14 protein-coding genes are annotated in these 26,901 nt (G+C 35.6%); 5 read left to right on the plus strand and 9 right to left on the minus strand.

Annotated features, from left to right (window positions below):
- Positions 1 to 20: 20 nt before the first annotated feature.
- The 6 genes from VB248_RS19085 to VB248_RS19110 form a co-directional block, all read right to left on the minus strand.
- Complete coding sequence (locus VB248_RS19085) at positions 21 to 2,288, minus strand: DUF5682 family protein (protein WP_323298421.1); 2,268 nt, start codon at positions 2,286 to 2,288, stop codon at positions 21 to 23.
- 95 nt (positions 2,289 to 2,383) lie between these two features.
- A complete protein-coding gene (locus VB248_RS19090) occupies positions 2,384 to 3,460 on the minus strand; it encodes an ATP-binding protein (protein WP_323298422.1) in 1,077 nt (358 codons plus the stop codon).
- Positions 3,461 to 3,518: 58 nt separating this feature from the next.
- A complete protein-coding gene (locus tag VB248_RS19095; RefSeq protein WP_323298423.1) occupies positions 3,519 to 5,096 on the minus strand; it encodes a DUF5691 domain-containing protein in 1,578 nt (525 codons plus the stop codon).
- 3 nt (positions 5,097 to 5,099) lie between these two features.
- A complete protein-coding gene (locus VB248_RS19100; protein WP_323298424.1) occupies positions 5,100 to 6,446 on the minus strand; it encodes an SWIM zinc finger family protein in 1,347 nt (448 codons plus the stop codon).
- Positions 6,447 to 6,664: 218 nt separating this feature from the next.
- A complete protein-coding gene (locus tag VB248_RS19105) occupies positions 6,665 to 7,495 on the minus strand; it encodes a ThuA domain-containing protein (RefSeq protein WP_407652919.1) in 831 nt (276 codons plus the stop codon).
- A gap of 140 nt (positions 7,496 to 7,635) precedes the next feature.
- Positions 7,636 to 9,144: a malate:quinone oxidoreductase gene (locus VB248_RS19110; RefSeq protein ID WP_323298425.1), complete on the minus strand. Its 1,509-nt coding sequence runs from the start codon at positions 9,142 to 9,144 to the stop codon at positions 7,636 to 7,638.
- A gap of 531 nt (positions 9,145 to 9,675) precedes the next feature.
- Between VB248_RS19110 and VB248_RS19115 the strand changes: the two genes are divergently transcribed.
- The 3 genes from VB248_RS19115 to VB248_RS19125 all read left to right on the plus strand — a co-directional run bounded on the left by VB248_RS19115 (position 9,676) and on the right by VB248_RS19125 (position 15,529).
- A complete protein-coding gene (locus tag VB248_RS19115; protein ID WP_323298426.1) occupies positions 9,676 to 11,043 on the plus strand; it encodes a TolC family protein in 1,368 nt (455 codons plus the stop codon).
- Positions 11,044 to 11,162: 119 nt separating this feature from the next.
- Entirely contained in the window at positions 11,163 to 12,302 is a 1,140-nt protein-coding gene (locus VB248_RS19120) for an efflux RND transporter periplasmic adaptor subunit (protein ID WP_323298427.1), read from the plus strand.
- A gap of 80 nt (positions 12,303 to 12,382) precedes the next feature.
- The gene (locus VB248_RS19125; RefSeq protein WP_323298428.1) at positions 12,383 to 15,529 is read left to right on the plus strand and encodes an efflux RND transporter permease subunit; all 3,147 of its coding nucleotides are present in this window, start codon (positions 12,383 to 12,385) and stop codon (positions 15,527 to 15,529) included.
- Positions 15,530 to 15,614: 85 nt separating this feature from the next.
- On the opposite strand, the gene VB248_RS19130 is transcribed toward VB248_RS19125, so the two are convergent.
- Positions 15,615 to 19,916, minus strand: a complete 4,302-nt coding sequence (locus VB248_RS19130; RefSeq protein ID WP_323298429.1) for a T9SS type A sorting domain-containing protein — start codon at positions 19,914 to 19,916, stop codon at positions 15,615 to 15,617.
- Positions 19,917 to 20,572: 656 nt separating this feature from the next.
- Between VB248_RS19130 and VB248_RS19135 the strand changes: the two genes are divergently transcribed.
- Positions 20,573 to 21,829: an alkaline phosphatase family protein gene (locus tag VB248_RS19135; protein ID WP_323298430.1), complete on the plus strand. Its 1,257-nt coding sequence runs from the start codon at positions 20,573 to 20,575 to the stop codon at positions 21,827 to 21,829.
- 207 nt (positions 21,830 to 22,036) lie between these two features.
- Here VB248_RS19135 and VB248_RS19140 read toward each other — a convergent pair whose 3' ends face one another.
- Positions 22,037 to 22,942 carry a ParB N-terminal domain-containing protein gene (locus VB248_RS19140; RefSeq protein ID WP_323298431.1) on the minus strand — a complete coding sequence of 302 codons (906 nt, stop codon included), beginning with the start codon at positions 22,940 to 22,942 and terminating at the stop codon, positions 22,037 to 22,039.
- A 21-nt stretch (positions 22,943 to 22,963) separates the two neighbouring features.
- On the minus strand, positions 22,964 to 23,911 hold the full coding sequence (locus VB248_RS19145) for a ParA family protein (protein WP_323298432.1): 948 nt from the start codon (positions 23,909 to 23,911) through the stop codon (positions 22,964 to 22,966).
- 1,079 nt (positions 23,912 to 24,990) lie between these two features.
- On the opposite strand from VB248_RS19145, the gene VB248_RS19150 reads away from it, so the two are divergent.
- Entirely contained in the window at positions 24,991 to 26,475 is a 1,485-nt protein-coding gene (locus tag VB248_RS19150; RefSeq protein ID WP_323298433.1) for a replication initiation protein, read from the plus strand.
- Positions 26,476 to 26,901: the final 426 nt, after the last annotated feature.

Below are 26,901 nucleotides of genomic sequence, written 5' to 3' on the forward strand. Positions count from 1 at the left end.
TTATAAATAGCTTTTGGACACTACATGAGCAACATTTCCAACACAGGTAAAACCATTTCTGCTCGTTTCTCGTCTAATTCTTCTGCTGTATTTGCAATACTTGCATAATCATCTGTAATGATTCCTGCTTTTGCTTTTTCACCAATCTGACGGCGTTCGGCGTATTCAAACTTGGAAAAGGTTCGACGTAAAATGGGTAATAATTCCATAAAAACATCTTCCTGAATTTGGGCTACCCAGCGATAAATCAGATTCCACAGTTTGTTATCATAAATCAAAATCATTCCACTTCCTTTCAAAAAGCCTTCAATCCAAGCGGCTACTTCTATGGGGTCGTTATTGGCTGATAATGAATAATATAGCTGTCTGTCTGTTTCTTCTTCTGAAAGGTATTGAGCATCCAACAATAAGCGACAAGTACAACCTTTTATCAGTTGATTTACGCCTGTTTTTTCTAATAATTTCCTCAAAGCATCCATCCATATTTGGTCAATTTCAGGCTTATCATTCAATTGAACGGCTTGATTTACTTGTCCAATTTTTTGAAACATCTTCTCGGCATTAACTTCATCTAATCCATAACAAGCATTTGGTAAGCCAATCGCTATTTTAGTAATTAGGCTATCTACAATGCCTTGAATCATCGAAAGGTCAGTTTTACGAACGTTTCCATAACGACTTACTTGTACCAAAGGCGGATAAGCAAACATCAAATCCATGATGTCGGCTGAAATTGTCGCAAGCTCATCTACTTTGTTTAGCAATACGCCAATAATTTCAAATAATTCAGCAGGAATGGTTTTTTGAATCAGTTCGGCTACTTTTCCAACAGAAGTTTCTTGCTCTAATTGATTTTTAATTACTTGTTGGGCTGCCGTCTGAATGGTATTACCAAAAAAAGCTTTGTCGATGATTGAAATCATCATTTCGGGTTCCCATTCCAATTTCCATGACTCCTTGAAAGTACCTTTACTTCTACTGTCCACTCGTTTTGCCCAAGTAATTTCCAGAATTTCTAAACGATGTAAAAAAATACTTCTCTTTAAATCATTCTCATTGCGTAAATCCAAATCGTACTGTTTGGCATTCGCCGTAAGCGGTAAACGGAGCGATTTAATTGTCCGCTCAAAATCTTCTTGCAAAGGTACTTTAGGAATATCAACAGGCACTTTACCCAGTTTTTTTCCTATAATTAATTCCTCACGCACTAAGTTTAGCATGATAGCATCGCCCATGCACATAACAGCCAAAGTAGCTTCGTTGAGTTCTTCTAAACTGACTTTGGGGAAATTACGCAAAGCCGCCAAGCTTTCAGCCAAACGCACCGCTTCAATAATATGAGCCGTAGAAATATCTACATTCTTTTTTCTGAAAACATCGGCTACTTTAGTCAACCAATGTAAATCATAATCATCAGGTGTTTTCCAGATATGTTCAAACCATCCCGGCGAATAAATGCCTGCTCCATAGCCCGAGTGTATAGAAAGTCGCTGATTTGTCCACGGAATCCAAGTTGCCAATACTTTGATTTTTGTTTTGGGCAAAGCCTTTAAAATCTTGGTATCAGCCTTAGCCGATTTATCTAATTCCTGAAGTACAGGGGCATGCCAAGCCCCACAAATCACGACGATATTGCTGTATAATTCATTTTGTGCTTTCCGAATTACTTCACGCATATAGGCTTCACGATAGACGTTTTCTTCATCTAAAGAAGATAAAATCTGCTGTTCTCTGAGCGAACCCATCGCTAAAGCAACCGCCTCGAAGTGGTCTGTGGCGTTATTTTTAATATAATTTTTTTCAAAGTGATGTTCCCAAAAAGCTTCTCCAGAACTAAAGCCCGATACTTCTGCCAAATAGCCAAGTGGGTCACGAGGGGAAATTTTAGGAGGAAGAATTGGCGTATCAGTTTCTTTCGTTTCACTTTTTTGTTCAGCCATTGCCTGAGCTTCTTGTTGTTTCAAATTGTCAATCTGAAATCCAATCGCCGCAGGCAAGTCCATTGCCCGTAAAGGAATTTTATTTTTGTTGGCATAAACAGCTGCCACCCATTCGGGCGAATACGCTGCAAAAGGATAAAATGATGATTGTCTGGGGTTTTCGGTATTATAAATCATTACCGATACAGGCGGTTTCAAATCTGTATGTCCGACTAAGGCTAAAGCTTCTGTGATTTCGGGCGGGCCTTCAATCAAAATCATATCAGGACACAGTTCTTCCAAGCGTTCAGCCACATTTTTTGCCGACCCCACACCATGATGACGAATACCGAGGATTGTTAAATTCATGTGTCAAAAAATTATCTTCTTCCAAATTTTGGATTGTTTATGATATATCGTCTCGATTATACATGGCATTTTAGACCTTTCATAAAATTGCATTTTTACGACAACTCCCTACAAGCCCGATAAATATCTTTCCATTCTTCTCTACTTTTAATAACTGTTTCTAAATACTCTTTCCAAACGATTTTGTCTTGTACGGGGTCTTTTACGATTGCTCCCATGATGCCTGCGGCTAAATCTTGGGCATTCATATTACCATCGCCAAAATGAGCGGCTAAAGCTAAACCATTATTCACAACCGAAATGGCTTCGGCTGTACTTAGCGAACCTGTCGGCGATTTTAGTTTGGTTTTCCCATCTTCGGTTACGCCATTTCTTAATTCTCTGAAAATCTTTACAATACGTTGAATTTCCTGTAAAGCAGGAGCTTGTACGGGCAAATCCAAACTTTTTGCAAGGCTGGCTACTCGCCTACGAACAATATCAACTTCTTCTTTTGCACTCTCTGGAAGGGGTAAAATAACCGTATTGAAACGTCTCTTCAATGCTCCCGAAAGTTCATTTACGCCTTTGTCTCGGTTATTGGCAGTAGCGATTACATTAAATCCTCTGATAGCTTGTACTTCAATACTCAACTCAGGAATAGGCATTGTTTTCTCTGAAAGTACCGTAATCAAAGTATCTTGCACATCGGCTGAAATACGGGTCAATTCTTCAATTCTGGCGATTTTACCGTTTTTCATGGCAGTCATCATGGGCGTAGTTACTAATGCTCCTTCGCTTGGGCCTTCTGCTAATAGTCGAGCATAATTCCAGCCGTAACGAATGGCTTCTTCTCCTGTACCTGCCGTTCCTTGAATCAATAAAGTAGAGTCGCCTGATACAGCAGCAGCAATATGTTCCGAAACCCAAGATTTTGCTGTTCCGGGCAAACCGTAAAGTAATAATGCTCGGTCGGTCGTGAGTGTCGCCACGGCTATTTCCATCAAACGACGGTCGCCAATATATTTTGGCGAAATCTCAAAACCATTTTTAAGTTTTCCACCCATTAAATAAGTAACTACCGCTTGTGGCGTTAATTGCCAATTCGGAGGCAAATGTCCTGTATCTTGTTTTTTGATTTCGGCTAATTCTTCCGAAAATTGTACTTCTGCGTGTTGGCGTAAAAGATTCATACGATAATTGTTTAAAATGGGGACTTTTATCTACTATTTTTGATACAACGGTTAAGCTTTAAGTATTTATTTTTTGTCTGATTCTCTGTGATTTTACAATTGCTTCCACAAAATATTTTTCCCAATGTCTGATATAATAATGATTGGTTGATGCAGGATACTGATTGGTATTAAGCAAGAAAACACTGACAGAAGGATGTAAATATTTTACCATAATAACGCCAAGCTGTTCTGAGATATAAGTATTCTTTTCGATGAGTATGGTATAACATTCTTGTAAAATGGCCTTTGAAAAATCTGCCGACCAAGTACCGTGAAAATTACTAAAACAAGCTTCCAAGGCTTGAAGCGAAGTCAATTGTTTGGTTGAAAGTATGTACTCTTCTTTCTCGTCTTCGGGTAATAAACCCAAAAGAGGAAGTTGGTCGTGCAAAGAAGTAATTTTCAAAAGAGCTTTTGCTAAAGCTACATCTTTATGTTGAAGGGCATTATTGATAAGTGCATTCAAAAAAATGGCTAATTTTTTCCCTGAGAGTTTTACCGTAAAAACTTCTGAAATAAAGTACTTTACCGTTGTGGGTACATCTTTTTCTAAATGCTGTGTCCAAAAATCAAAAGGTAAATATTCTAAGAAACAAGCAAACCAATAGTGCTGATTTGTGGTGAATATGGCAACGTCTGGCGATAACTCCATGCCGTACTCAGCCTCCATTTTGCTGGTATTCATGAAGTCGTCGTTTGTATCGGGGAGTACAAGTACTGTATTTTCTTTGCCAATCCATCCCATCATTCCTTTGGCTTTTTCCTGATGAAAATAACTTTTTAAAGCTGCCGTAGTATTGCTATAACTTTCAGTGGTTTTTATTCCCATCAACAAACCTTTTATCGTCTGTCTGATTTCTTTTTGCGTTTTTCGCTCTTTTGCTTTGAAGGCAAATTCTGGAAGAACACTTTCTAAAAAAGCGACATCCGAGGGCTGAAAAGTTGTTTTTATTACTTCTACAAAAGCTCTTTTATCATTCAATGATTCCTCTTTCCAAGTACTTTCCAATAAAGCCAAAGCTTTCTGAACGTCTTCTTTTCTCAGTTCAGTAAATAATTCTCTTCGTTCGGCAAGCTTGCCTTCTTTCCAGATTTGTTCATCTGAAACTTGTGTTGTGGCTGAGATACTTGTTTTGAAAGCCAATAACTCTAAACCATTTTTACTGAGTACTTTAATGATTTTTGGGTGTAATTTTTTAGGTAAACTCTCTATCGAATTCAACAACGCAACGGTTGATTTTGCCGTACAGATTTGTTTATTTTCTATCAATTTATCAAGCCAAAGCGTCAATAAATCATTTCTTAAATTGTATGGAATTTCAAGAATTTCATTCAAGATAGAAGCAAATTTTGGGGAAGCAACCGCAGCGTCACTTTTAAGATTTTCTATCGGAAATTCTCCTTCAAAACGTTTAGGTTTTTGTCCTGCTTCTTCATAAAATGACAAGAGTGCTACCGTTTTAAAAAAACGGGCTTCTTTGTCTGTGTCAGGCATTTTCTCGATAATATTGCGGATACTTTCAGGCAATAATTTTTCATCAAAGCCCATTTTTTCTGTGCCAAGAAGTGCAGTATTGATAAGCTGTTGTAACATATTTTATAACATTAAATAGTTGTCTCCTTCTACAATTCCCAAAGGCAAAAAGCCATCTCGTCTGAAAACTCCTGCTAAATTCACAGGTGTACTTCCTGCGTAGGCGTAGAGTGTTAGCATTTTTTCCTCTGTCCAAGAAAGACTTATTTCATGGTAGTACTTATTTGCATCGCAAAGGATATGTTTTTTTTGATTGAGGACAAAACGCAAACCTTTGATAATCATCGGTATATCATTCACAAATGGATATTTACTGAGTAATTCCGAACGGTATTGAAACGCCGCCGTCCAATCGTCAAGCATTTCAGGAATTGTATCAAGTTTTTCAACAAATCCTTTTTGTAGATAAATAACCGCTCGATGTGGCAAAACCGCAGGGAAAAAGGCTAATTCTGCTTCAATGAAAGTTCCGGGTAAAATGACATTTTCGAGAGGAGAATAAGGCGTACCAAAATTGAGCATCAAAGCCGAGCGATTGGTTTTTGTACCCCAAAGCCAATTTCGTTGTACAATAATGCCTTCTGATTCTTGTTGTTCTTGTCCTAAAGCAATCCAAATATCTTTTACTTTTTCGGCATCATGATTTTGTAATAATTCTTTAGATGACTGATTCCAGCCCACTAAATTTTTAAGGCTTTGTTGCCATTCAGGGGATAATTTTGAAGCGTTTTTAAAAGCTTCTATCAACAAAAACAATTCGGCGGCAATTCGCAGAGATTCTTTCTGCCAATCGTTATTATGAAGATAATTTAAGTCTCTAAAAGCCCGCACTCTTCCTGCCAAACCTGTTGCTTTGGCATCTACCATACGAGCCGCCGTTTGCTCAAAGTATTGAACACCTTTGCTTGGCAAGGATAAAAAGCCTGTTCTCAGCAAATCTTTCAGCCACAATTCCAATTCAGCAATTCCGCCTTCTACTTGTAAAAGGCGTTCGTTTTGACGCTTTTCTTTGCTTTTTTGGGCTTTTTCATCATTGTCCGACGAAATCGGCGTACTTACTTCTGCTTTTTTCTCTGCTTTCTGACTTCGCTTATCCATCCATTCTTTCACCCAGTCAGGTTCGTTATCAGTTTTTGAAAACAAAGTGGGTTGTTTAGCAAAAGCCAGCATCAAGCCAATACCATGCTTACAAGGGAATTTGAAAGAAGGGCAGGAGCATTTATAGGCGATATTTTGTAAATCTATTTGTGTACGATAAGGCTTTGAGCCACTTCCTTTGATTTCGCCCCAAAGTACTCGCTCATTCATTTGCTTTACCAACCACTGATTGGCATTCGATAATGCCTTGCCTGCTTTCAAAGAAGCAGCATCCGGAGCAAGTGTTTCTACTTGTTGTTCTGAAAAGTTCAAGGTGAGGATAGTTAAATAAGGTTTGTAAATTTTAAATCTGTGTTATGAATCTAACATACTGATGTACAAAGCTTTCATTGGCTTTCATGTATTGTCTGTTTTACATAAGCTGTTGGGTGTTTTTATTCCTTCAAATAAAGTAATTGTTCTATAAATATCCAAATTGAAGTAAAATAAATACAGAATTCACCAAATGGTCAAAATGACCATTTGGTGAATTAAGGTTTTCCCAACCACAAAAGAGCATTGAGGATAAATTGATTTTGAAGGGAATTCTGAAAAGTATTGGATAAATCGGCATTTGTTCCGTGTTCGTAATCAATATCGTTGTGACCCATATTTAGGTAAATCATTTTATACTTTTTGTTTGTCCAAGCCACTGGATAATCGCCACTATGCCAAATTTCATGGGCTTTTGGGCCAGTTCCCAATGGAAAGCTATTCGGGTGAACAGAAAGTAATACTTCTATGGATGGGTTTTTCCGTAAATCATTCGCCCAACGATACCACTCGTTTGGAGCAGATTTGAAAGTTTTAGGCAAATGTTTACTTGTAGGGTGTTTGGCATTTTCAACACGCAATATTGCCGAAGTTGGTCGCCAAGTATTGCTTTTGTATTCGCCAGAACCCAAGAAATTTTCATGATACCAATCCCAATTTTGCGGATAGGTTGAATTATTTAAGGCAAAAGCTGAAAAATGAAAACCCAACCAAGCTCCGCCATTTTCCATGTATTGCTGAAAAGCCGCTCGCTGTTCGGGCATTTCTGGACGAGTATCTAAAAAAATAACAACTTGATACTTTGAAAGAAATTCCTGATTTAGGTTATTCCAATCGTTGGTAGAATCATACTGAAAATGCTTTTTCTCAGCCATTTCGGTAAAGTATTTATTGGCTTCGTGTACAAAACTGATGTGAGCTTGGTCGTGTTTGGCTGTATAAAAACCGATGACTTTAAAAGTAGCTGTTTTATTTTGAGCAGTAATTTCTGGAAAAGTAAAAACACTCATTAATAAAAAGAATAAAAACGAAAGTTTGTGCTGAAACATGGATTGCTGTTTATGACGATTGATTGTCTAAATTTAAGCCTATTCATTACTTTATTCTATCCTCTTTTAATTGGTGTAAAAATAAAAAGTCAATCAAAGATTTCCCTTGATTGACTTTTTGTATTAATAAAAAATAAGGATTATACCGTTACTACTAATTGAAGAACCTCAGCCGTTTTTTCTCTGATGGTTTCTGTCAATTCAGGATTACTACTCAACGACTCGCCGTAAGAAGGAATCATTTCTTTTAATTTCGCTTGCCATTCAGGGCTTTGTAATTGAGCAGGATAACAACGCTCCAACAAGGTAAGCATGATAGAAACGGCTGTTGATGCTCCCGGAGATGCTCCTAAAAGAGCCGCAATAGAACCATCTGCTGCACTTACTACCTCTGTACCAAACTCTAAAACGCCACCATGTTTTGGGTCTTTTTTGATTACTTGTACTCGCTGACCAGCCACTTCCAATTCCCAATCTTCCATTTTTGCATTTGGAAAATAGTCTTTCAAGGCTTCCAAACGGTCTTCTGGCGACTGACGAACTTGCTCAATTAAATATTTTGTCAAAGGAATATTTGCCAAACCAGCCGAAATCATTGGAAGAACATTGTTCGCTTTGATTGACAAAGGCAAATCTAACAAAGAACCGTTTTTCAAGAAACGAGTAGAAAAACCAGCATAAGGGCCAAAAAGCAAAGCCTTTTTGCCATCAATCATACGAGTATCTAAGTGCGGAACAGACATCGGAGGCGAGCCAACCGCAGCTTTTCCATATACTTTAGCATTGTGGCGTTCGATAACCTCTGGATTTACACACTTCAACCATTGTCCACTTACAGGGAAACCTCCAAAACCTTTTCCTTCTGGAATCGCCGCTTTTTCTAATAAAGGCAACGAGCCACCACCTGCACCAATAAATACAAATTTTGCTTTGACTGCACGTTTATTACCAGTGGTTAAATCTTTTACTTTAATTTTCCAGAAACCATCTTTCTTTTGTTTCAATTTTCTTACTTCATGATTAAAGTGAATCGAAACATCATCGTACTGCTGTAAATCTTCAAACATAATTCTGGTTAATGAACCAAAGTTTACATCAGTACCCAAAGCCATTCTTGTACCTGCTACTTTCTCGGATGGGTTTCTGCCTTCCATTACTAATGGCATCCATTCTGTAAGTTCCTGTGGGTCTTCAGAATAAACCATTCCATCAAACAAATGAGATTCTTGTAATTTTGTATAACGCTTGCGTAGATAATCAACATTATTTTCGCCCCAAACAAAACTGATGTGCGGTGTACTTTTGATAAAAGTATCAGGCGAAACATTTTTTTTCTTTTCTACTAAGTACGACCAAAACTGTTTTGATACTTCAAAAGATTCGGCGATAGATACAGCCTTTGCCGTTTCAACAGAACCATCAGGTAATTGTGGCGTGTAATTTAATTCACAAAAAGCAGAGTGACCTGTCCCTGCATTGTTCCAAGCATCTGAACTTTCGGCCGCAGCGATGTCTAAACGTTCAAATACTTCGATACTTAAATTTGGTTGCAGTTCCTTGAGCAAAGCCCCTAAAGTGGCACTCATAATTCCTGCTCCAATCAAAACTACGTCAAGAACTTCGTCTGAATTACTTATATCATTGTTCATATTATTAATAATTTTTGGGCATTTTCTATCCGAGAATAGAAGATATTGTTTTTATAAAAAAGGATAAAACCTAAATAGGATTTATCTAATATTGAATCATAAAACAAAGTTATTATGCCAAGTATCCTAAACAAATATCTAACGTCAATCTTATAGGTTAAGTACAATTACTCATTAGAATTTGTCAATATTTATAAGAATTTTTTTTCGTGATTCAAGTCGTAAATCGGTAATTCTTAAATTATAACAAGCTAAATAAATGTTTTTGTTTAATTTTAGACCCTATTTATTGTACAAATCTGATTTTTATATTTCAACTTCGTTCTTACCCAAAAGTTTTCAATTAAAAGTATATTCCAGATAATTATAAAAAAAATACAATTGACTAATAATTAGACAACAAAATTGACTATTTTTGTAAAATCAGGAACGAATATCACTTTTATAAGGTTATAAATATAAAGAGCAGACACCTTAAACATCAAAATATTCATTAATTCACTCAAACTGTTATTTTTTTAGCAATTTTTTATGAGTCAGACGCAACACAAAAAGTCAGTATTTTTTCTGGCAATCTTATTAATCTTAAAGATTCCCTCAGTGCTTTTTGCTCAGACAAGTGTTTCCGAAAATGTATCAGAAAACACTTCTACTAATCCCAAATTAGAGCAGGCTACTTTAGAAAATGTGATTCAATACGCCGTAAAGAATCACCCACAAATCCAACAATCACTCATCGACCAGCGAATTGTAGAAAATACCATCAAGAGCAAATTGGCAGATTGGTATCCACAAATCAATTTCAACTATAATTTACAACACAACTTTATAGTACAGACCAGTATTATTGGTGGGAATCCAATCAAGTTAGGCGTTAGTAATACTTCTGCCACACAGTTTTCGGTATCACAAAATATCTTCAACAGAGATGCACTTTTGGCAAACAAAAGCCAAAATGATGTGCGTTTACAAGCCAGCCAAAGTACAGCCAACGCTAAAATCACTTTAGCCGCCAATGTTTCAAAGGCTTTTTATGCTGTTTTGGCAACCAAACAGCAAATCAAAGTAAGCGAAGGAGATATTATTCGTCTGCAAAGAAGTTTGAAAGATGCTAAAAATCAGTACAATGCCGGAACGACAGATAAAATTGATTTCAAGCGAGTGAGTATCACACTCAACAATACTATTGCTTTGAAAAAAAGTAATGAAGAACTCTTGAAAGCAAGATTACAAACCTTAAAATCTTTGATGGCGTATCCAGAAAAAGAAGATTTGGCAATTGTTTACGATACGCTACAAATGGAAAGAGACATAGTAATAGATACTTTGCAACAAGTAGATTTTACTTCAAGAATCGAGTACAAGCAATTATCAACTTTGAAAAATCTTCGTGAAGCTGAATTGAAGTATAATAAATGGAGTTATTTGCCGACGGTAGCCGTAAACGGAGCGTACAATTTAAACTTCTTGAATAATTCATTTTCAGATTTATACAGTAAAAATTACCCTAACTCATTTGCAGCACTTACACTTTCACTACCAATTTTTCAAGGAGGAAAACGCAAAGCCAATATCAATTCGGCAGAATGGCAACTAAAGCGTGTAGCCTTAGACGTTTCAAATCTGAAACTAAGTGTTAATTCAGAATATCAACAAGCTTTGGCTACTTATAAAAGTAATTTGGCGGTGTTTCTTTCACAAAAAGAAAATATGGAGCTTGCTAAAGAAGTCTATGATTTGATTCAATTGCAGTATCGTTCGGGTATCAAAACGTATTTAGAAGTAATTACTTCTGAAACCGACCTTCGTACAGCAAGAATCAATTATTACAATTCGCTATACTTGGTATTATCGAGCAAAGTAGATGTACAAAAAGCTTTAGGACAATTAGCTTATTAATTAACAGATGAGTTGAGAGTTAGTGAATTGTGAATGGAATTTTCTTTAGAAATGATTCACAATTCACTAACTCACTAAATAAAATACTGGTAAAAACAGCAACGAAAACAGACAAACAAATGAACAGAATTAATATGTTTTTCAATAAATCAACACAATTATCATTGATTGCAACGGCATTTTTACTTAGCTCATGTGGCGATAAAAAAGCACAACAAATGCCAACTCCACCGCCAGTTTTAGTAAGTATTGCTCCTGTGGAAGTAACAGACGCAGCTTATCATGATGAATATCCAGCCACTGTAACGGCTTTGGATGTAGTAGAATTACGCCCACAAGTAAGTGGTTTTATTACAGGTGTACATTTTAGCGATGGTTCAAGAGTACGCAAAGGACAATTATTGTACTCTATTGATACTCAATTATATGAAGCCAATTACGACCAAGCCGTAGCCAATTTAAGTGTACAAGAAGCCAATTTAGTAAAAGCTCAAAAAGATGCTAATCGTTATCATGAATTAGCCAAAAACGATGCCGTTGCCAAACAAATGGTTGACAATGCAGATGCGGCTTTGGAAGTAGCCAAAAAGCAAGTAGAAGCATTAAAAGCAAATATTAAAGGAGTACAAACCAATGTGCGTTATACCAAAGTGTACGCTCCATTTGATGGAACAATTGGTATTTCTTTAGTGAAAAAAGGAACAGCCGTAACAGCAGGACAAACGATTTTGAATACAGTTTCTACTGATAATCAGTTGGCAGTAGATTTCAATGTTGACCAAAAAGATATTTATTACTTCGCCAATTTAATTCAAAAAGGAAAAACTGCTAATGATTCTACTTTTACGCTTGCTTTCGGAAACGACGTGTATCCATACAATGGTAAAATTATTTTGATGGACAGAGCCGTTGACCCACAAACTGGAACGATAAAAACAAGATTAACTTTCCCGAATCCCAAAAATTTACTTCGCTCAGGCATGACAGGAACGGTAAGAGTATTGACCACTTCAAAGAAAGCCGTAGTGATTCCTTACAAAGCTATTACCGAACAGTTAGGAGAATTTTTTGTCTATACACCAGGCGATAGCAGTAAAGCAACACAGAAAAGAGTACAATTGGGCAAAGCTTTAGGTACAAAAATTATAGTAAAAGAAGGTTTGCAAGAAGGTGATAAAATTATAGTTGAAGGTATTCAGAACCTAAGAGAAGGTTCGGTATTCACGACCGAAGTACCTGCTGCACCAGCAAAAAAATAAGTTTACGGAGAGTTTATGAGTTCAAAATCATAAACATGACTTATCAACTCAAAGACTAATATAATTTAAAAAGCATAGAAATGATAGCAGATGTTTTTATAAAAAGACCCATTACGGCAATTGTCACCTCTTTAGTGCTGGTGATTGTCGGAATCATTGCTCTTACCACATTGCCTATTTCACAATATCCCAATATTACTCCACCAACCATCACGGTATCAGGAAACTTTATTGGAGCGGATGCCCAAACGGTAGAGCAAACCACTACTACACCGATGGAAACGCAAATCAACGGTACGCCCGGCATGACTTATATGTCGAGCAACAGTACAAGTAGTGGACAGAGTAGCATTAATGTAACTTTTGACATCGGAACAGACGTAAACATTGCCGCAATGGACGTTCAGAACCGAGTAAGTATTGCCCAACCAACATTGCCAGATGCTGTAAAACGTCTTGGTATTACTGTTAGAAAACGTAATCCAAGTATTATGATGGCATTGGCATTGTATTCACCAAACGGAACGCATGATGCAAAATTCATCGGAAATTTTGCCAATATTTATGTAAAAGATGCCCTTCAAAGAGTAAAAGGAGTAGGTGATATTGTATCAAGAGCGGATGATTTTGGGATGAGAATCTGGTTGAATCCAGAAAAATTAGCAGCCATGCGAATGACTCCCGCAGACATTTCAGCCGCATTAGCAGAACAAAATCTTCAAATTGCCGCAGGTACAGTAGGAGGAAATCCACAGCCTTCAAGCCAAGCTTTTGAGTATAGTGTACTTACCAACAGCCGTATTAGTACAAAAGAACAATTTGAAAATATAGTTGTCCGTTCGTCGCCAGCTACGGGAAGTATCGTTTATTTAAAAGATGTAGCTCGTGTAGAATTAGGAAGATTTGACTATGGCGTAAATGCCTTTGTAGCAGGCAAACCAGCAGCTTTTGTAATCATTTACTTAGCTCCAGGTGGAAATACCTTGAAAACTTATGAAGGCGTAACGAAAGCTTTGGAAGAAATGAAAAAGACTTTTCCAAAAGACATTGATTACGTAGTGCCTTTAGAATCCGCTTCGGTAGTAAAAGTATCCATCGAAGAAGTAATTCATACTTTGGTAGAAGCCTTAATCTTGGTAATTCTGGTTGTTTTCTTATTCTTACAAAACTGGAGAGCTACTTTAATTCCTATTTTAGCCATTCCTGTTTCATTAATCGGAACATTCATTTTCTTTATTCCTTTTGGTTTTACGATTAATACTTTAACCTTGTTTGCCTTCGTATTGGCGATTGGTATCGTAGTAGATGATGCCATTGTGGTAGTGGAAGCCGTTCAACATAACATGGACGAACACGGAATGACGCCACAAGAAGCAACCGTAAAAGCCATGAAAGATATTTCTGGACCAGTAATTGCCATTGCGTTAATTCTTGCAGCGGTATTCGTTCCAGTAAGTTTTGTACCGGGGATTGTAGGACAATTATACCAACAATTTGCCATTACCATTGCTGTTTCTGTAATACTTTCAGCATTTGTTGCTCTTTCTTTAACGCCAGCATTGTGTACCATTATGTTGAAACCATCGAAAGATAAAAATGCTAAAAAGAATCTTTTAGAGAAATTCTTTCACGGATTCAATACCAAATTTGATACCGTTTCGCATGCTTATACAAGAGGCGTTGCAAAATGGATTAAAGCTACGCCTTTGGTACTGATTATGATGGTTTGTTTGTTCGTAGGATTAGTTTTCATGTTCAAATCTAAGCCAACAGGTTTTATTCCGACAGAAGATGAAGGACGTTTGTATGTAACTTACGAAATGCCAGAAGCAACTTCTACAAGCCGTAACGTAGCATTGTTCAAAACCATTATGAAACGTTTGGAAGTATTACCAGAAGTACGAGTAGTAGGAGGGATTGCAGGCTTGAACATCGTAAGTTTTTCAAATAAAACAAACGTAGGTACTTTCTTTGTCAACCTAAAACCTTGGTCAGACAGAGAAGGAAAAGAACACCAAGTACAAGCAGTAATTGAAAAAATCAAGAAAAGTACAGCTGACATTCGGGAAGCAAGAATTCTTGCCATAGCTCCGCCAGCTATTCCCGGCCTTGGACAAACAGCAGGTTTTACTTTTGAATTATTACAAACAACAAGCCCTGATAATATCCAACAATTTGAAAAGGTAGCTCGTAAGTTTTTAGCAGAAGTAAACCAACGTCCAGAAATCGGGATGGCGTTTACTTTCTTTAGCTCAAGAACTCCAGGTTATCAAATAGATGTGGACAGAGACCAAGCTAAAAAACAAGGGGTACAAGTTTCAGATGTATTCGGAACGCTCTCTACTTTATTAGGTAGCTCGTACATCAATGACTTCACACTTTATGGAAGAAACTTTAGAGTAATGGTTCAAGCCGATAGTAGCTTCCGTTCTTCTTTAGATAAAATTGAGCAGTATTATGTTAGAAATAACGTTGGAAATATGGTGCCATTGAAAGCTTTGGTAACTACCAAAGTTGTAGAAAATGCTTCGATGATTTCACACTACAATGTGTATCGTTCAGTAGAAATCAATGGTTCTCCAAAACCAGGTTTCAGTAGTGGACAAGCCATTAACGCCTTAAAAGAAGTAGCAGCAACTTCATTACCAACAGGTTATAGTTATGAATTTTCAGGCATGAGTAGCGAAGAATTAAAAGCGGGTGATAGTACAGTTACGATTTTTGCCATTTCAATTGTATTCGTTTTCTTATTCTTAGCAGCACTTTATGAAAGCTGGTCAATTCCATTCTCAGTACTTTTCGCAGTACCAATCGGAGCATTTGGTTCAATCTTAACACTAACATTTTTACCGAATCTCTCAAATAATATTTATGCCCAAATTGGTTTAATTACCCTGATTGGTTTGGCTGCCAAAAATGCTATTTTGATTGTAGAATTTGCCAAAGAACGTGTTGACAGAGGAATGGAATTAATCCCTGCTACTTTAGAAGCGGTTCAGTTACGTTTACGTCCAATTATTATGACATCCCTTGCCTTTATTTTGGGTGTTTTACCTTTAGCTTTTGCCAGTGGAGCAGCCGCAGAATCCCGTAAAACCATTGGATGGACAGTATTTGGAGGTATGTTATCAGCCACTTCATTAGCTATTTTCGTTGTACCTGTGCTATTTGTATTGATTGAAAAAATAGCAGGAGGGAAGAAGAAAGAAAAACCAGCAACCAACTAATGTTCAGCATATTCAACAAAAAAGACTTCAAGGAATCTTGAAGTCTTTTTTGTTGAATATGCGACCTAAAAATCGAATAAAATATTTAATTAACTTTTATAATCTTTTTAGTTATTTGGTCTCCTCCTTGAATAACTTCTACTACATAGCTACCAGCAGGTAAATGTCTAATATCCAATTTAGTAGTAAATGTATTGCTTGATTTTTCAAATACGTTGTGGTACAAAATTCTACCCATTGTTTCGTCACAAATTTTAACCTCTAATTGTTCTGAACTTTCGTTTTCAAGCGACAATAATAAGTAATCAATTGTTGGGTTTGGATAAGTACTCAAGCTGTATAATAATGATTGCTCTTTTTCTGTACATTTTTCAACAATTTTTACATTCATTTCAGTTGTTGGCATGATACTATTAGTTTTTGGCACAGTTGTTGCTACATTATTAGCAACTTCTGATGGGAACAAAAACATAGGAGTTTCAGTAATTGTCAATGAAAACTTACCAGCCACACTTGATAACGTTGTTACTTTCATGGAGTCAACTCCAAGTGAAGGGGTGTATAGGTTCGCTTTTGACACATTACCAAGATTTAAAGAGTATGTGGCAGTACGTCCAATTTCGTCAGGAATCATTAAAACATACGCAGATTTTCCATTCAATTCATAACGGTCAATTAGAGGGTCTTGTGAAATTGTCTCCATATAGACATAGTCACCCATCAATTTATTGGTCTGATACAAATAATCAGCAGCAGGTCTGCGACTGGCATCCGGATTGACAAGGCCAGAAGAGCCAAATTGAATAGGATTGGCAAAATTATCATCATAAACTTCGTAAAAGAAGCTTCTTTCTACTCCTAAACGATTATACATTAAAGATGATCTTAAAGTCCAATCGGCTTGAGTAATATACTCAGATTTATCTTTAATAGGAATTGCTTTTAAAGGGCTTCCTTGGTTTAGGTCATAACCTAATTCAGAAATCCAAACAGGCATATCGTTTAAATATTCATGCGACATTTGAACAAAATCTTTTGCAGTTTGTCCAGCATTAGATATTTCAGGGGCAGATCCACGAGTAGATGTACCACTTTGTGTTGAATTAGCATTATCAGAATATAAGTGATAGTTAATTACATCCCAGCAAACATTTACTGTTCCATCAGGATTATATCCTCTGAATTCTTTACACCAGTCTATCATTCCTCTTACATAGTCAGTTTTAGCAAAAGCTAATCCAGCCATTACAACTTTCATATTAGGGTCAGCATTTTTAACGCCAACACCTGGTCCCATTGTGTTTTTATGACCATCATAGAAAGCAGATAAGTTTGCTGCATGTTCACGTGCAGTTTGATAAGAGCTACGTCCTTTCCACCATTTGTCACGTTCATTACCACATTCGATGTATTTTACAACACCTAATCCAACTTTTACTTCATTAATGTTATCAAGAGTCCAGCGAGGTTTACTATATACACTCAACAAAGAGCGGTCAACATTAGGATTACTACCATAACGTGCAGCAAATTGAAATCCAACTTTAGCTTGCTCAATATATGAAGAAGGTTCTGTTACTGGTCTGCCATATTTTGCTGGAGAAATATTGTGGTCTCTATCTGCTTCAGGATGAGTATTAACCAACCAATCTGGAGCAGTTTGAATACAAGCCAATACTTCAATTCCTTCTAATTTACAACGCTGATAAATTGCATCGTAATTCCATCCACCGTTAAATGTTGGGTTAAAAGTATAATTACCTTCGCTTGCCTCAAGTCTATGCCAATCGATGTAATGACGGAAACCTCCGAAAGATTTCATCGCTTTTAATTTTTTCTCATCGATGTTTACTGCATTAAATGGGTCATAAAAATCCCATTCAAATCCATTAACCCCCGTTCCATATTTCATTTTGATATTCTTTTTAGGAGCGGCAGCAAGTACTTTTTTACTTGGCGTATGAGTACCGTATAATTCTATTTCTGTTGGGAAATTTCCATAAGTATTGATTAACAAATATCTGATTTTAGCAGTCGGAGGGTTTTTCAATACAAAGTTTTTAGGATCAGCAGGGTCTGGACCTACCCAATCATTGTATAATTCACCTGTAAATTTAGCAACTTGGATTTTTTCCCATTTATCAGTGATAATAAATAAAGTCATTGGGTCAGTAGTGAAAATACCTTGACCATCGTGAAAACGAATACTTTTTAAAGTCATTTCTTCATCGTCCGCTAATGGATAATACGCATCCCAACGATTGAATATTTTACCCCAACCAACTTCTACACTAACCCCTAATACACCATCAAATAAACCGCCTATACCGTTTGGTGCATTGTTGAGTTGATACCAACGTTTTCCATCAATAGCTATTTTTGTTCCTTCAATTACAGGCGTTGTTGCAACAGGATTCGTTGTTGTTGGAGGCGTTACTACTACAACTGGATTATTAAGTGGAACTACATCACCAAGTGCTTCTGTTGCAGTTGTTGTTGCCGCAAGACCATAAACCTGTACTTTTTGCGGAATGTTATTACCGTATTTGTGAACGATAATTGCATCGGCATCGAAAGGAGTTGCTACTACAATATCTACAAATTGTTTGTATGTAAGCCCTTCAAATACACCTAAAAGAGTTCTTTTTGAACCATCCAAAGCATAGATTGAAACTGGGTTATCAGTGAAAGTACCAGCATCATCATACAAAGAAATTTTTGTAATTTTACTACGTTTTTCTAAAGTCAATCTAATATCTACCCATCTTGAATTATCGCCCCAAACGCTTGCTATTAAACTGTTTAAGTCGTCATTCAACCAAGGGGTGTAATCCATTCCTGTATTTTCTCCTGCTTTAATCGCTGAAATTTTAATACGTGCTGCCACTGGAGTTGTAACAACAGGGGTAGTTACAACAGGAGTCGTTACTACTGGTGTTGTTGTTACATTTGAAGTCGTTGTTGCAGTTGTACCATAAATTTGTACTTTTTGGGGTACATTATTACCATACTTACGAATAATAATAGCATCTACATCAAATGGTTTTGATACAATAATATCTACAAATTGATTATAAGTAAGACCAGCAAATGTTCCTATTTGTGTTTGGGTTGTGCCATCTAAAGCATAAACTGTTACTGGATTGTCTGAGAAAGTTCCAGCTCCATCATATAAAGATACCTTCGTTAATTTAGTACGTTTTTCTAAAGTTAATTTAATATCAACCCATTTTGAATTAGCTGTTCCCCAAGCACTGGCAATCAAACTATTCAAATCGTCATTTAACCAAGGTGTATAATCCATCCCAGTATTTTCACTTGGTGTGATTGTACTAATTTTAACACGACTTGCTGCTACTGTCGTAGGAGTGGTGGCAGGAGTGGTTGTCGTGGTGGAAGTCGAAGGCGTTGTAGTAACAGTTGGAGTCGTTACTGTACTCGTCGTTGTTGCAGCTGTACCATAAATCTGTACTTTTTGGGGTACATTATTACCATACTTACGAATAATAATAGCATCTACATCAAATGGTTTTGATACAATAATATCTACAAACTGGTTATAAGTAAGACCAGCAAATGTTCCTATTTGTGTTTTTGTTGTACCATCTAAAGCATAAACTGTTACTGGATTGTCTGAAAAAGTTCCAGCTCCATCATATAAAGATACCTTTGTTAATTTGGTACGTTTTTCTAAAGTTAATTTAATATCAACCCATTTTGAATTAGCTGTTCCCCAAGCACTGGCAATTAAACTATTCAAATCGTCATTTAACCAAGGTGTATAATCCATCCCAGTATTTTCACTTGGTGTGATTGTACTAATTTTAACACGACTTGCTGCTACTGTCGTAGGAGTGGTGGCAGGAGTAGTTGTAGTGGTTGAAGTCGAAGGAGTTGTGGTAACAGTTGGAGTCGTTACTGTACTTGCCGTTGTTGCAGCTGTACCATAAATCTGTACTTTTTGGGGAATGTTATTACCATACTTACGAATAATAATAGCATCAGCATCAAATGGTTTTGATACAATAATATCAACGAACTGGTTGTAAGTAAGACCAGCAAATGTTCCTATTTGCGTTTTGGTTGTACCATCTAAAGCATAAACTGTTACTGGATTGTCTGAGAAAGTTCCAGCTCCATCATATAAAGATACCTTCGTTAATTTGGTACGTTTTTCTAAAGTTAATTTAACATCAACCCATTTTGAGTTGGCTGTTCCCCAAGCACTGGCTACTAAACTATTCAAATCGTCGTTCAACCAAGGACTATAATCCATTCCAGTATTCTCACTTGGTGTGATATAAGAAATCTTGACACGTGTTGCTGTCTGACCAAAACCTACAAAAGAGGCTAAAAAAAGTAGGGTAAAAAGTATCAACTTTTCCATTGTTATCGGCGGTTAAAATGGATTATTATATAAATGAAAAATATGTTTTAAAAAAGATTTTAATATGTTTTACTGTTGGTAATATCAAGCAAGCGTCGAAATTATTGTTCTAATATATGAAATTAAGTTAGCTATTTTCACACTCTACAAAACTTTTTCTGATTTTTTTTTAAATACTTACATTTTAGCTTTAAAATTTTTCGCTAAAAAAAATTAAAATGTCAACGTTAGTAAAAAGAAACATCACACCTATACAAATAATTCTTCGTGAAAATGTTTTAGTACTCACTTCAACCTCTTGCAAACTTTTTTTTCAGATTTACGTAATTTCTCAAGCTACAAATTTCATCACAATATTATAACCTTGCAATCACATGATGATATGATATTCATCAAAAGAAAATATGACAATTATTAAAATATAACTTTTTCAATATTAAATATTGTTTTTACATATCCATTTGAAATCAATATTTAGGTACTCGTCATAAGATGTTTCTTAATGTTTACTTAATGAAAAGTGTTGGAAAAATTGTTTTTGCATTTGAATGGAAATCAGCTAATTTGCTTCAAGTAATTTTCATTTGTATAAAATTAATTCATCAAACAAATCTTAACTTTTATAAAGTATATCAGTAAAAGTTATATAAAACTGTATGATTAAAAGCACGTTATCCATTCTTGCATGTCTTTTTTGGGGAATCACCCAAGCACAAGATATTACTCAACAAATTATTCCTAACAGAAAAAATAGTGATACTCAGTTACAAAAACCTTACGTAATTTTGATTTCAGCGGATGGTTTTAGAGCAGATTTTAAAGATAAATTTCAGGCAAAGAACCTACAAAGACTCAGCGAAAATGGAGTAACCGCCGAATATATGCTTTCGTCTTTCCCTTCACTCACTTTTCCAAATCATTACAGTATCGCAACTGGCTTGTATCCTTCACATCATGGCTTGGTTGATAATTCATTTTATGATGCACAACGAAAGGAAAGCTATAGCATGAGTAACAAAAAAGCCGTTGCTGATGGCTCATGGTATGGAGGTACTCCGCTTTGGGTATTGGCAGAAAAACAACAAATGCTTAGTGCAAGCTTCTATTGGGTTGCTTCTGAAAGTGATATTCAAGGTACTTTCCCGACTTATTACTACAATTACAATGAAAAAATTAATATTGATACTCGTATTAATACTGTAAAGCAATGGTTGCAATTGCCAGAAGAAAAACGTCCTCATATCATTACTTTTTATTTCCCAGAAGTTGACCACGAGGCTCATACCTATGGCCCTGATGCTCAACAAACTGAAGAAGCTGTACACTTTGTTGATACAAGTATTGGTAAACTGGTGGCAACGGTAGATTCATTGAAATTGCCTGTCAATTTTGTTTTTGTATCCGACCACGGAATGACCAAAGTAGAGTATGAACACCCCATGCTTTTACCTAAAGCGATTGACCCTGAAAAGTTTATTATTCCTCGTGGTGATGCACTCTTACACCTCTATGCAAAAGACCCCAAAGACATCGTTCCGACTTATGAGGCGTTGAAAAAAGAAGCCCAAGATTTTGATGTTTATTTAGCGAAAGATATTCCGAAACGATTCCACTATGCAAAAAAAGACGATAAATTCAATAGAATCGGAGATATGCTTTTAGTGCCACATTTACCAAAAGTATTCGGAATTACAGGGAAACCTACAACGCCCGGAAAACACGGTTTCGACCCTGCCATCAAAGATATGCACGCTACTTTTTTAGCTTGGGGGCCAGCTTTTAAACCACAAACTAAAATCAAGGCTTTCGAGAATGTAAATGTATATCCGATGATAGCCACAATTCTTGGTCTTGAATATGACCATGCAATTGATGGAAAAATCAAGATTTTAAAGCCAATTTTATCAAAGTAAGGTAAATCTATCATTCAGGCTTAAAAAATGCCTCAGAAGGCAAAAAAACACTATTCTTGACTTTATTATTCAATAATATTGTTCTGAAAAAACAGAATTTGATTCTTGTCTGATATTTTTCGATAAAATATCATAAAAATAAATCCTACATTCAAATAGCTTAACCAGAATTTGAATGTAGGATTTTTATTCCGCTTTTGTTTACAACTATTTCAAAATCGTCTTGAATTCTTCAAGTGCTATTTGGGTTGCTTCAAAATCTTGAAGGCTTCTTGTCGAATAAACCGTTTTTATACTTTTCAAAAGTTGATTATACTTCTGCAAAGCTATTTCTTCTAAAGAGTTTTGTGCTTTCTCAGTACTCGTTTGCTGAATGAGTTTTTCTACTTCCTCAAAGTTTTCGATGGCTTGTACTTCTTCCTTGCTTTTGGCTAAAAGCTGAATTTTACTTTTATCAACTTTTCGTTTTCCTGACAATACTTCATTCCGAAGTGTCGGACTAAGTTTATCCAAACCTTCGGCAAAAGCAGCATCTCTACGAATGGTTTTTTCCCCAACGTTGTACTCTTTTGCCAAGCGTGCTGCTGTCGTAATTTTGGATTCTGTTACTTCTTGGTTTTCTGTCGAATTTTCGTCTCTTGCTCCTTGGAGATTTTCGGCTACACTATTTTTTTCGGTATTGTATCTCAAACCACGCAAATACGAAGCTTGCTGTGCATTCAGATTTCTACGCCCAAGCTGCAAATCAATCATGTGTTCTTTTACCGTTTTCATCGAATCGAACGACAAAAGTTGCACATTGAAAGTAATGCCAAATTCTTTACAAATCCCAAAACGATTATGCCCATCTATCAACACGTAGGCAGCTTCCATCGCCGAACCTTGCCCAATTACGTCTTTCGTAGTTTCCCAAAGTAAAAGTGGGTCTTTGCAACCATTGGCCAACAAATTGCTTTTTAGTTGAGCCAATTCTGTATCCAGTAGGGGAGGAATAAAACTTTTCAATTCCTCCAAAACGATAATGTTTTGCTTGATTGTTTCCAAAGGCGAAAAACTGTTGGTGATAGCCAACTTTGCTTTTTCTGCAATGGATATTTTTATATTTTTTGCCATAACGCTAAAGTCTTCCTTGGTTTAAAACAGTGACAAGTACTCATCACAAAAATCTTCATAACACTTTGCCGCTTCCGAAGCTTTATCAAAAGTCCTAATCGGAATTTGTTCGATTTGTGCCTTTTGGAAAGCAATCAGGTGTTTAATTTCTCTGTCAAAGACTTTCACGTGTGGGAAAATACTTCTAACCGTCTCTTTGATACCGTCATGCACCGTATTTTTCCGAACCATCGTAAACACAATGCCATCTACTTGCAAAGACGGATTAAATATTTGGCGAGCTTCGGCAATACGCTCCAGCAAAGTATTCAAACCTTTCAAGGCCGACATCTCTGGCAAAAGCGTTATCAAACAACTATTCGACGCTTGCATGGCACTCATCGTAAGAATATTCAAAGATGGCGGACAATCTATCAAAATGAAATCATAATTTTGACTCAGTCTCGCAATCAAAATTTTTAATCTTTGCTCTCCACCGACTTTGTTCAAAAGTTCTGTTTCAGCTTTAGCCAATTCAATATCTGAGGGGGCAATATCCAAATTTTCGGAAATATTGTACACAGGTAAATCTGCCAATTTAATCAAACTGTTGTACACTTGTTGCTCATCCTGAATATGCACATCAAAAATCTGACTTAAATTTCCTTGAGGGTCTAAATCAATCAGCAACACTTTGAAGCCTTTTTTGGCAATCGCTTCACCCAAATATCCTGTGGTAGTGGTTTTTCCAACGCCTCCTTTGTGGTTAATTACCGACACCACTCTTGCTTTCTCGTACAAATTGGTCGAAAAGCCATATCCAGTTACTACTGGCAAAAGTAATTCTAAATGTTTTTCGCTTAAATTTCTTTCACCTTTCAAAGCTTTGGCCAAAGTATCTTTAGCCAATCCCGCTTCTCTCTCTAAAGTTGCCACAGAAATAGCATTTCTTCTTCTGAGAAATCTTAATAACAATTCTTGAGTCAACATACTGCACTGATTAAAAATGGATACTTTGTCAAAAGTACAGCTTTTGTATAATATTTCATGCAAAATTTTATTTTTTGCATGAAATATTATACAAAATAATTTTCCTTTTTTTTTCTTTTTGTTGCGGGCTTGCCCGCAACAAAAAGAAGGTATGTTTAACTAAATAAAAAAAATACATTTTTAAAAAAAAATCTCTCTCTCGTTTTCTTTTTTTGAGAGAGATTTTTAATATATTTTTTAATAATACTTTTTAGAATATTTTTTATATATATTTTTAGGGGTCTCGTAACTCATTGATTTTCAGAAATATGCAGCAAGTTTTGGCAACAAATTGTAGGTAATTAGGCAACAAATTGTAGGTGTTAGGCAACAAATTGTAGGTATTAGGCAACAAATTGTAGGTATTAGGCAACAAATTGTAGGTAATTAGGCAACAAATTGTAGGTATTAGGCAACAAATTGTAGGTTGGATTTATCCAATTTTAAAATGGTTTTTGATAACTCATTGATTATAAAAAAAATAGAGAAATTCTATTAGGCAACAAATTGTAGGTTGCTAAAATCACGCTCATTTAGCCGTCAATATTGACTAAAAAGCATTTTACTTTCAAAATTTAGGCAACAAATTGTAGGTAATCATTGGTTAGTAGATGCTGCTAATCGAAAAGCTTATCAAGGGATACTTTATTGAAAATTAAGTCGAAAAATGCTTCTTTTCTTTAGGCAACAAATTGTAGGTATTTTATAAATAGATGGAAATTACTTGTTCAACAATCTATTTTTCTGGAATTTCTCAAAAACGCTCTTTTTATGCCCAAAAAACATCCTATTTCTTCGTCAAAATCAATAAAATCATTTAGGCAACAAATTGTAGGTATCTTTTATTCATCCACTAACTTTTCTTCAGGTTTGCATTCCTATTTATTGGCAACAAAATGTAGGTGAAAAACCTCTTTTTAGCTCATTTTTCGCTTGATAATAGCCTTATAGAACAGATTTTAGCCTAAATTTTGAATAGGAAACATTTTTTTGAATTGTTGCCAAAAAAAATTAGCTTTGTATAAGTAACAGCGAAGCAAATGAATGAAGAAATAGAAGCAGGATTCAGCATAGAATTCTTTCAAAATAACCCCGACTACTTAATTTTTAATAATCCACTGGCAAACCCAAAATTTATTAGAAGAATTTCTAAAAATGAATCGGTTTCAGTAGATGATATTTATACAAGAAAACTATTTATAGAAATTGCTTCAAGGCTGAAGCCATCCCATCTTTTTGGAATGGAGCAAAACGAAAGTGTTTGCTTCACCATTCATATTAAAGACTTTTTAGAAAGAATCGGAGTAACACACAAAAAAGGCTATAATTATTTGATTGAAAGTGCCGAAATGCTTCAAACAACTTTACTGAAATGGCGTGAAGGTAAACTTGAAGTAAGTACAACAATTATTTCACAGATGATTCATGATGAAGGCTCTGGAAAAATACAACTCTTTATTGTCCGAGATTTAGCACAAAAAATATTAGAAGTAAACGAAAGAGAAAATTTTAGTTTCCTAAAAGAGAATTTCTTTCGCCTACAAAACAGCCAATCTATCAAACTATATCCTTTTTTTAAATCTTGGTTAAATAAAGGTTTTTATGAAATAGACATCGAGCGGTTTAAAATTCAATTTGAATACAATACAAGTGGCTACTTAAAATTTTCTAATCTTGAGAAAAGAGTACTAATTCCGGCGATTGAAGAAATCAATGAAAAAACGGACATTCTTATTACTTATCAAAAGAAAGGCACAAACTTAGATAAACTCAGACCAAAAATTGTGGGCTTACTTTTTATTATTAAGCTAAAACAGCAAGCTCCACGCCCTGAAGATGACGACTCTTTAAAACTAATTGAGTTCAAGAGTTTCCTTGAGCGGCAAGAACCCATAGAAATCAAAGAAGAAGAAGTAAGCAACGATAATACATACTTGTATCAATTATTCAAAAAAATCAATCTAATCGAAAAGCCAGAAGCCAATACAATAGAAATTGAAATTGATGCCTATGTAGAGAAAAATGGTCGAGAGTTAGTCGAGGATTGTTTCAATGCTTTAATTGATAAAAAAGTTGCCGTAAGAAGTATGGCATATTTTAGTACGAAGAATATATTCGAGCAACATCAAGGTTATTCAAAGCAGAAAAAAAAGAAGGTAGAAGAAAAGCAACAAAAAATTAAACAAGAAGCCGAGAAGGCAAGTCGTTATGAAGAGCTAAAACGTCTTGTAATACTTTTTAAAGAAGCAGAATTGAATTACTTTGAAAGACGCTATGAAATACTGAATGAAATCAACAAGCAACATTTAATTAATGAAATGTTTGAGGCGGGTAGAAATAGTGAATGGTATTTTGATGAAAATAGACAGCCAACTCAAATCGCACGTCAGCAAATGGGAATGTTATTTTCACTTAGAGATATGTATAACCCTTATAATAGACTGGAAAAGTTTCAGTATTGGATGAACAAAGAAGGGAAAGAGTTTGAGCTTACAGATGAAATTACACAATTGCTAAACTATTAATTTGCTTACTTATCCAAAAGTAACTTTATCCAAGTATTATTTCATTAGAAATGGTACTTGGATTTTTTTTGCATACAATTTTGAGTGAATTTTCAATTTGACTAAAAAATAAAATATTACTATTCTTGTTTTTTTTATAATTATCGCAATTGTCTGTTTTTGAGCAATTTTTGTGAATTAAAAAGTAGCTATTTTTTTGTAAATTTTTTCAATATTTAACTTATTGAAAAACAGAATACTTAGAAAAAACTTTAAAAAAAAGTTCATTTTTTTATTGCAGAGTCATTGTATTTCGAAATTATTCCTACATCTTTGCACTCCCAAACGACGCCAACGGGTTGAGAGATGGGAGTAATTAGGAAGATAATTACTAACAATATTTGGTAAGATTAAGCGATTAATTAGACTGGATTAAAGAGTTCTTTG

Source organism: Arcicella rigui (assembly GCF_034929435.1).
Taxonomy (GTDB): Bacteria; Bacteroidota; Bacteroidia; order Cytophagales; family Spirosomataceae; genus Arcicella; species Arcicella rigui.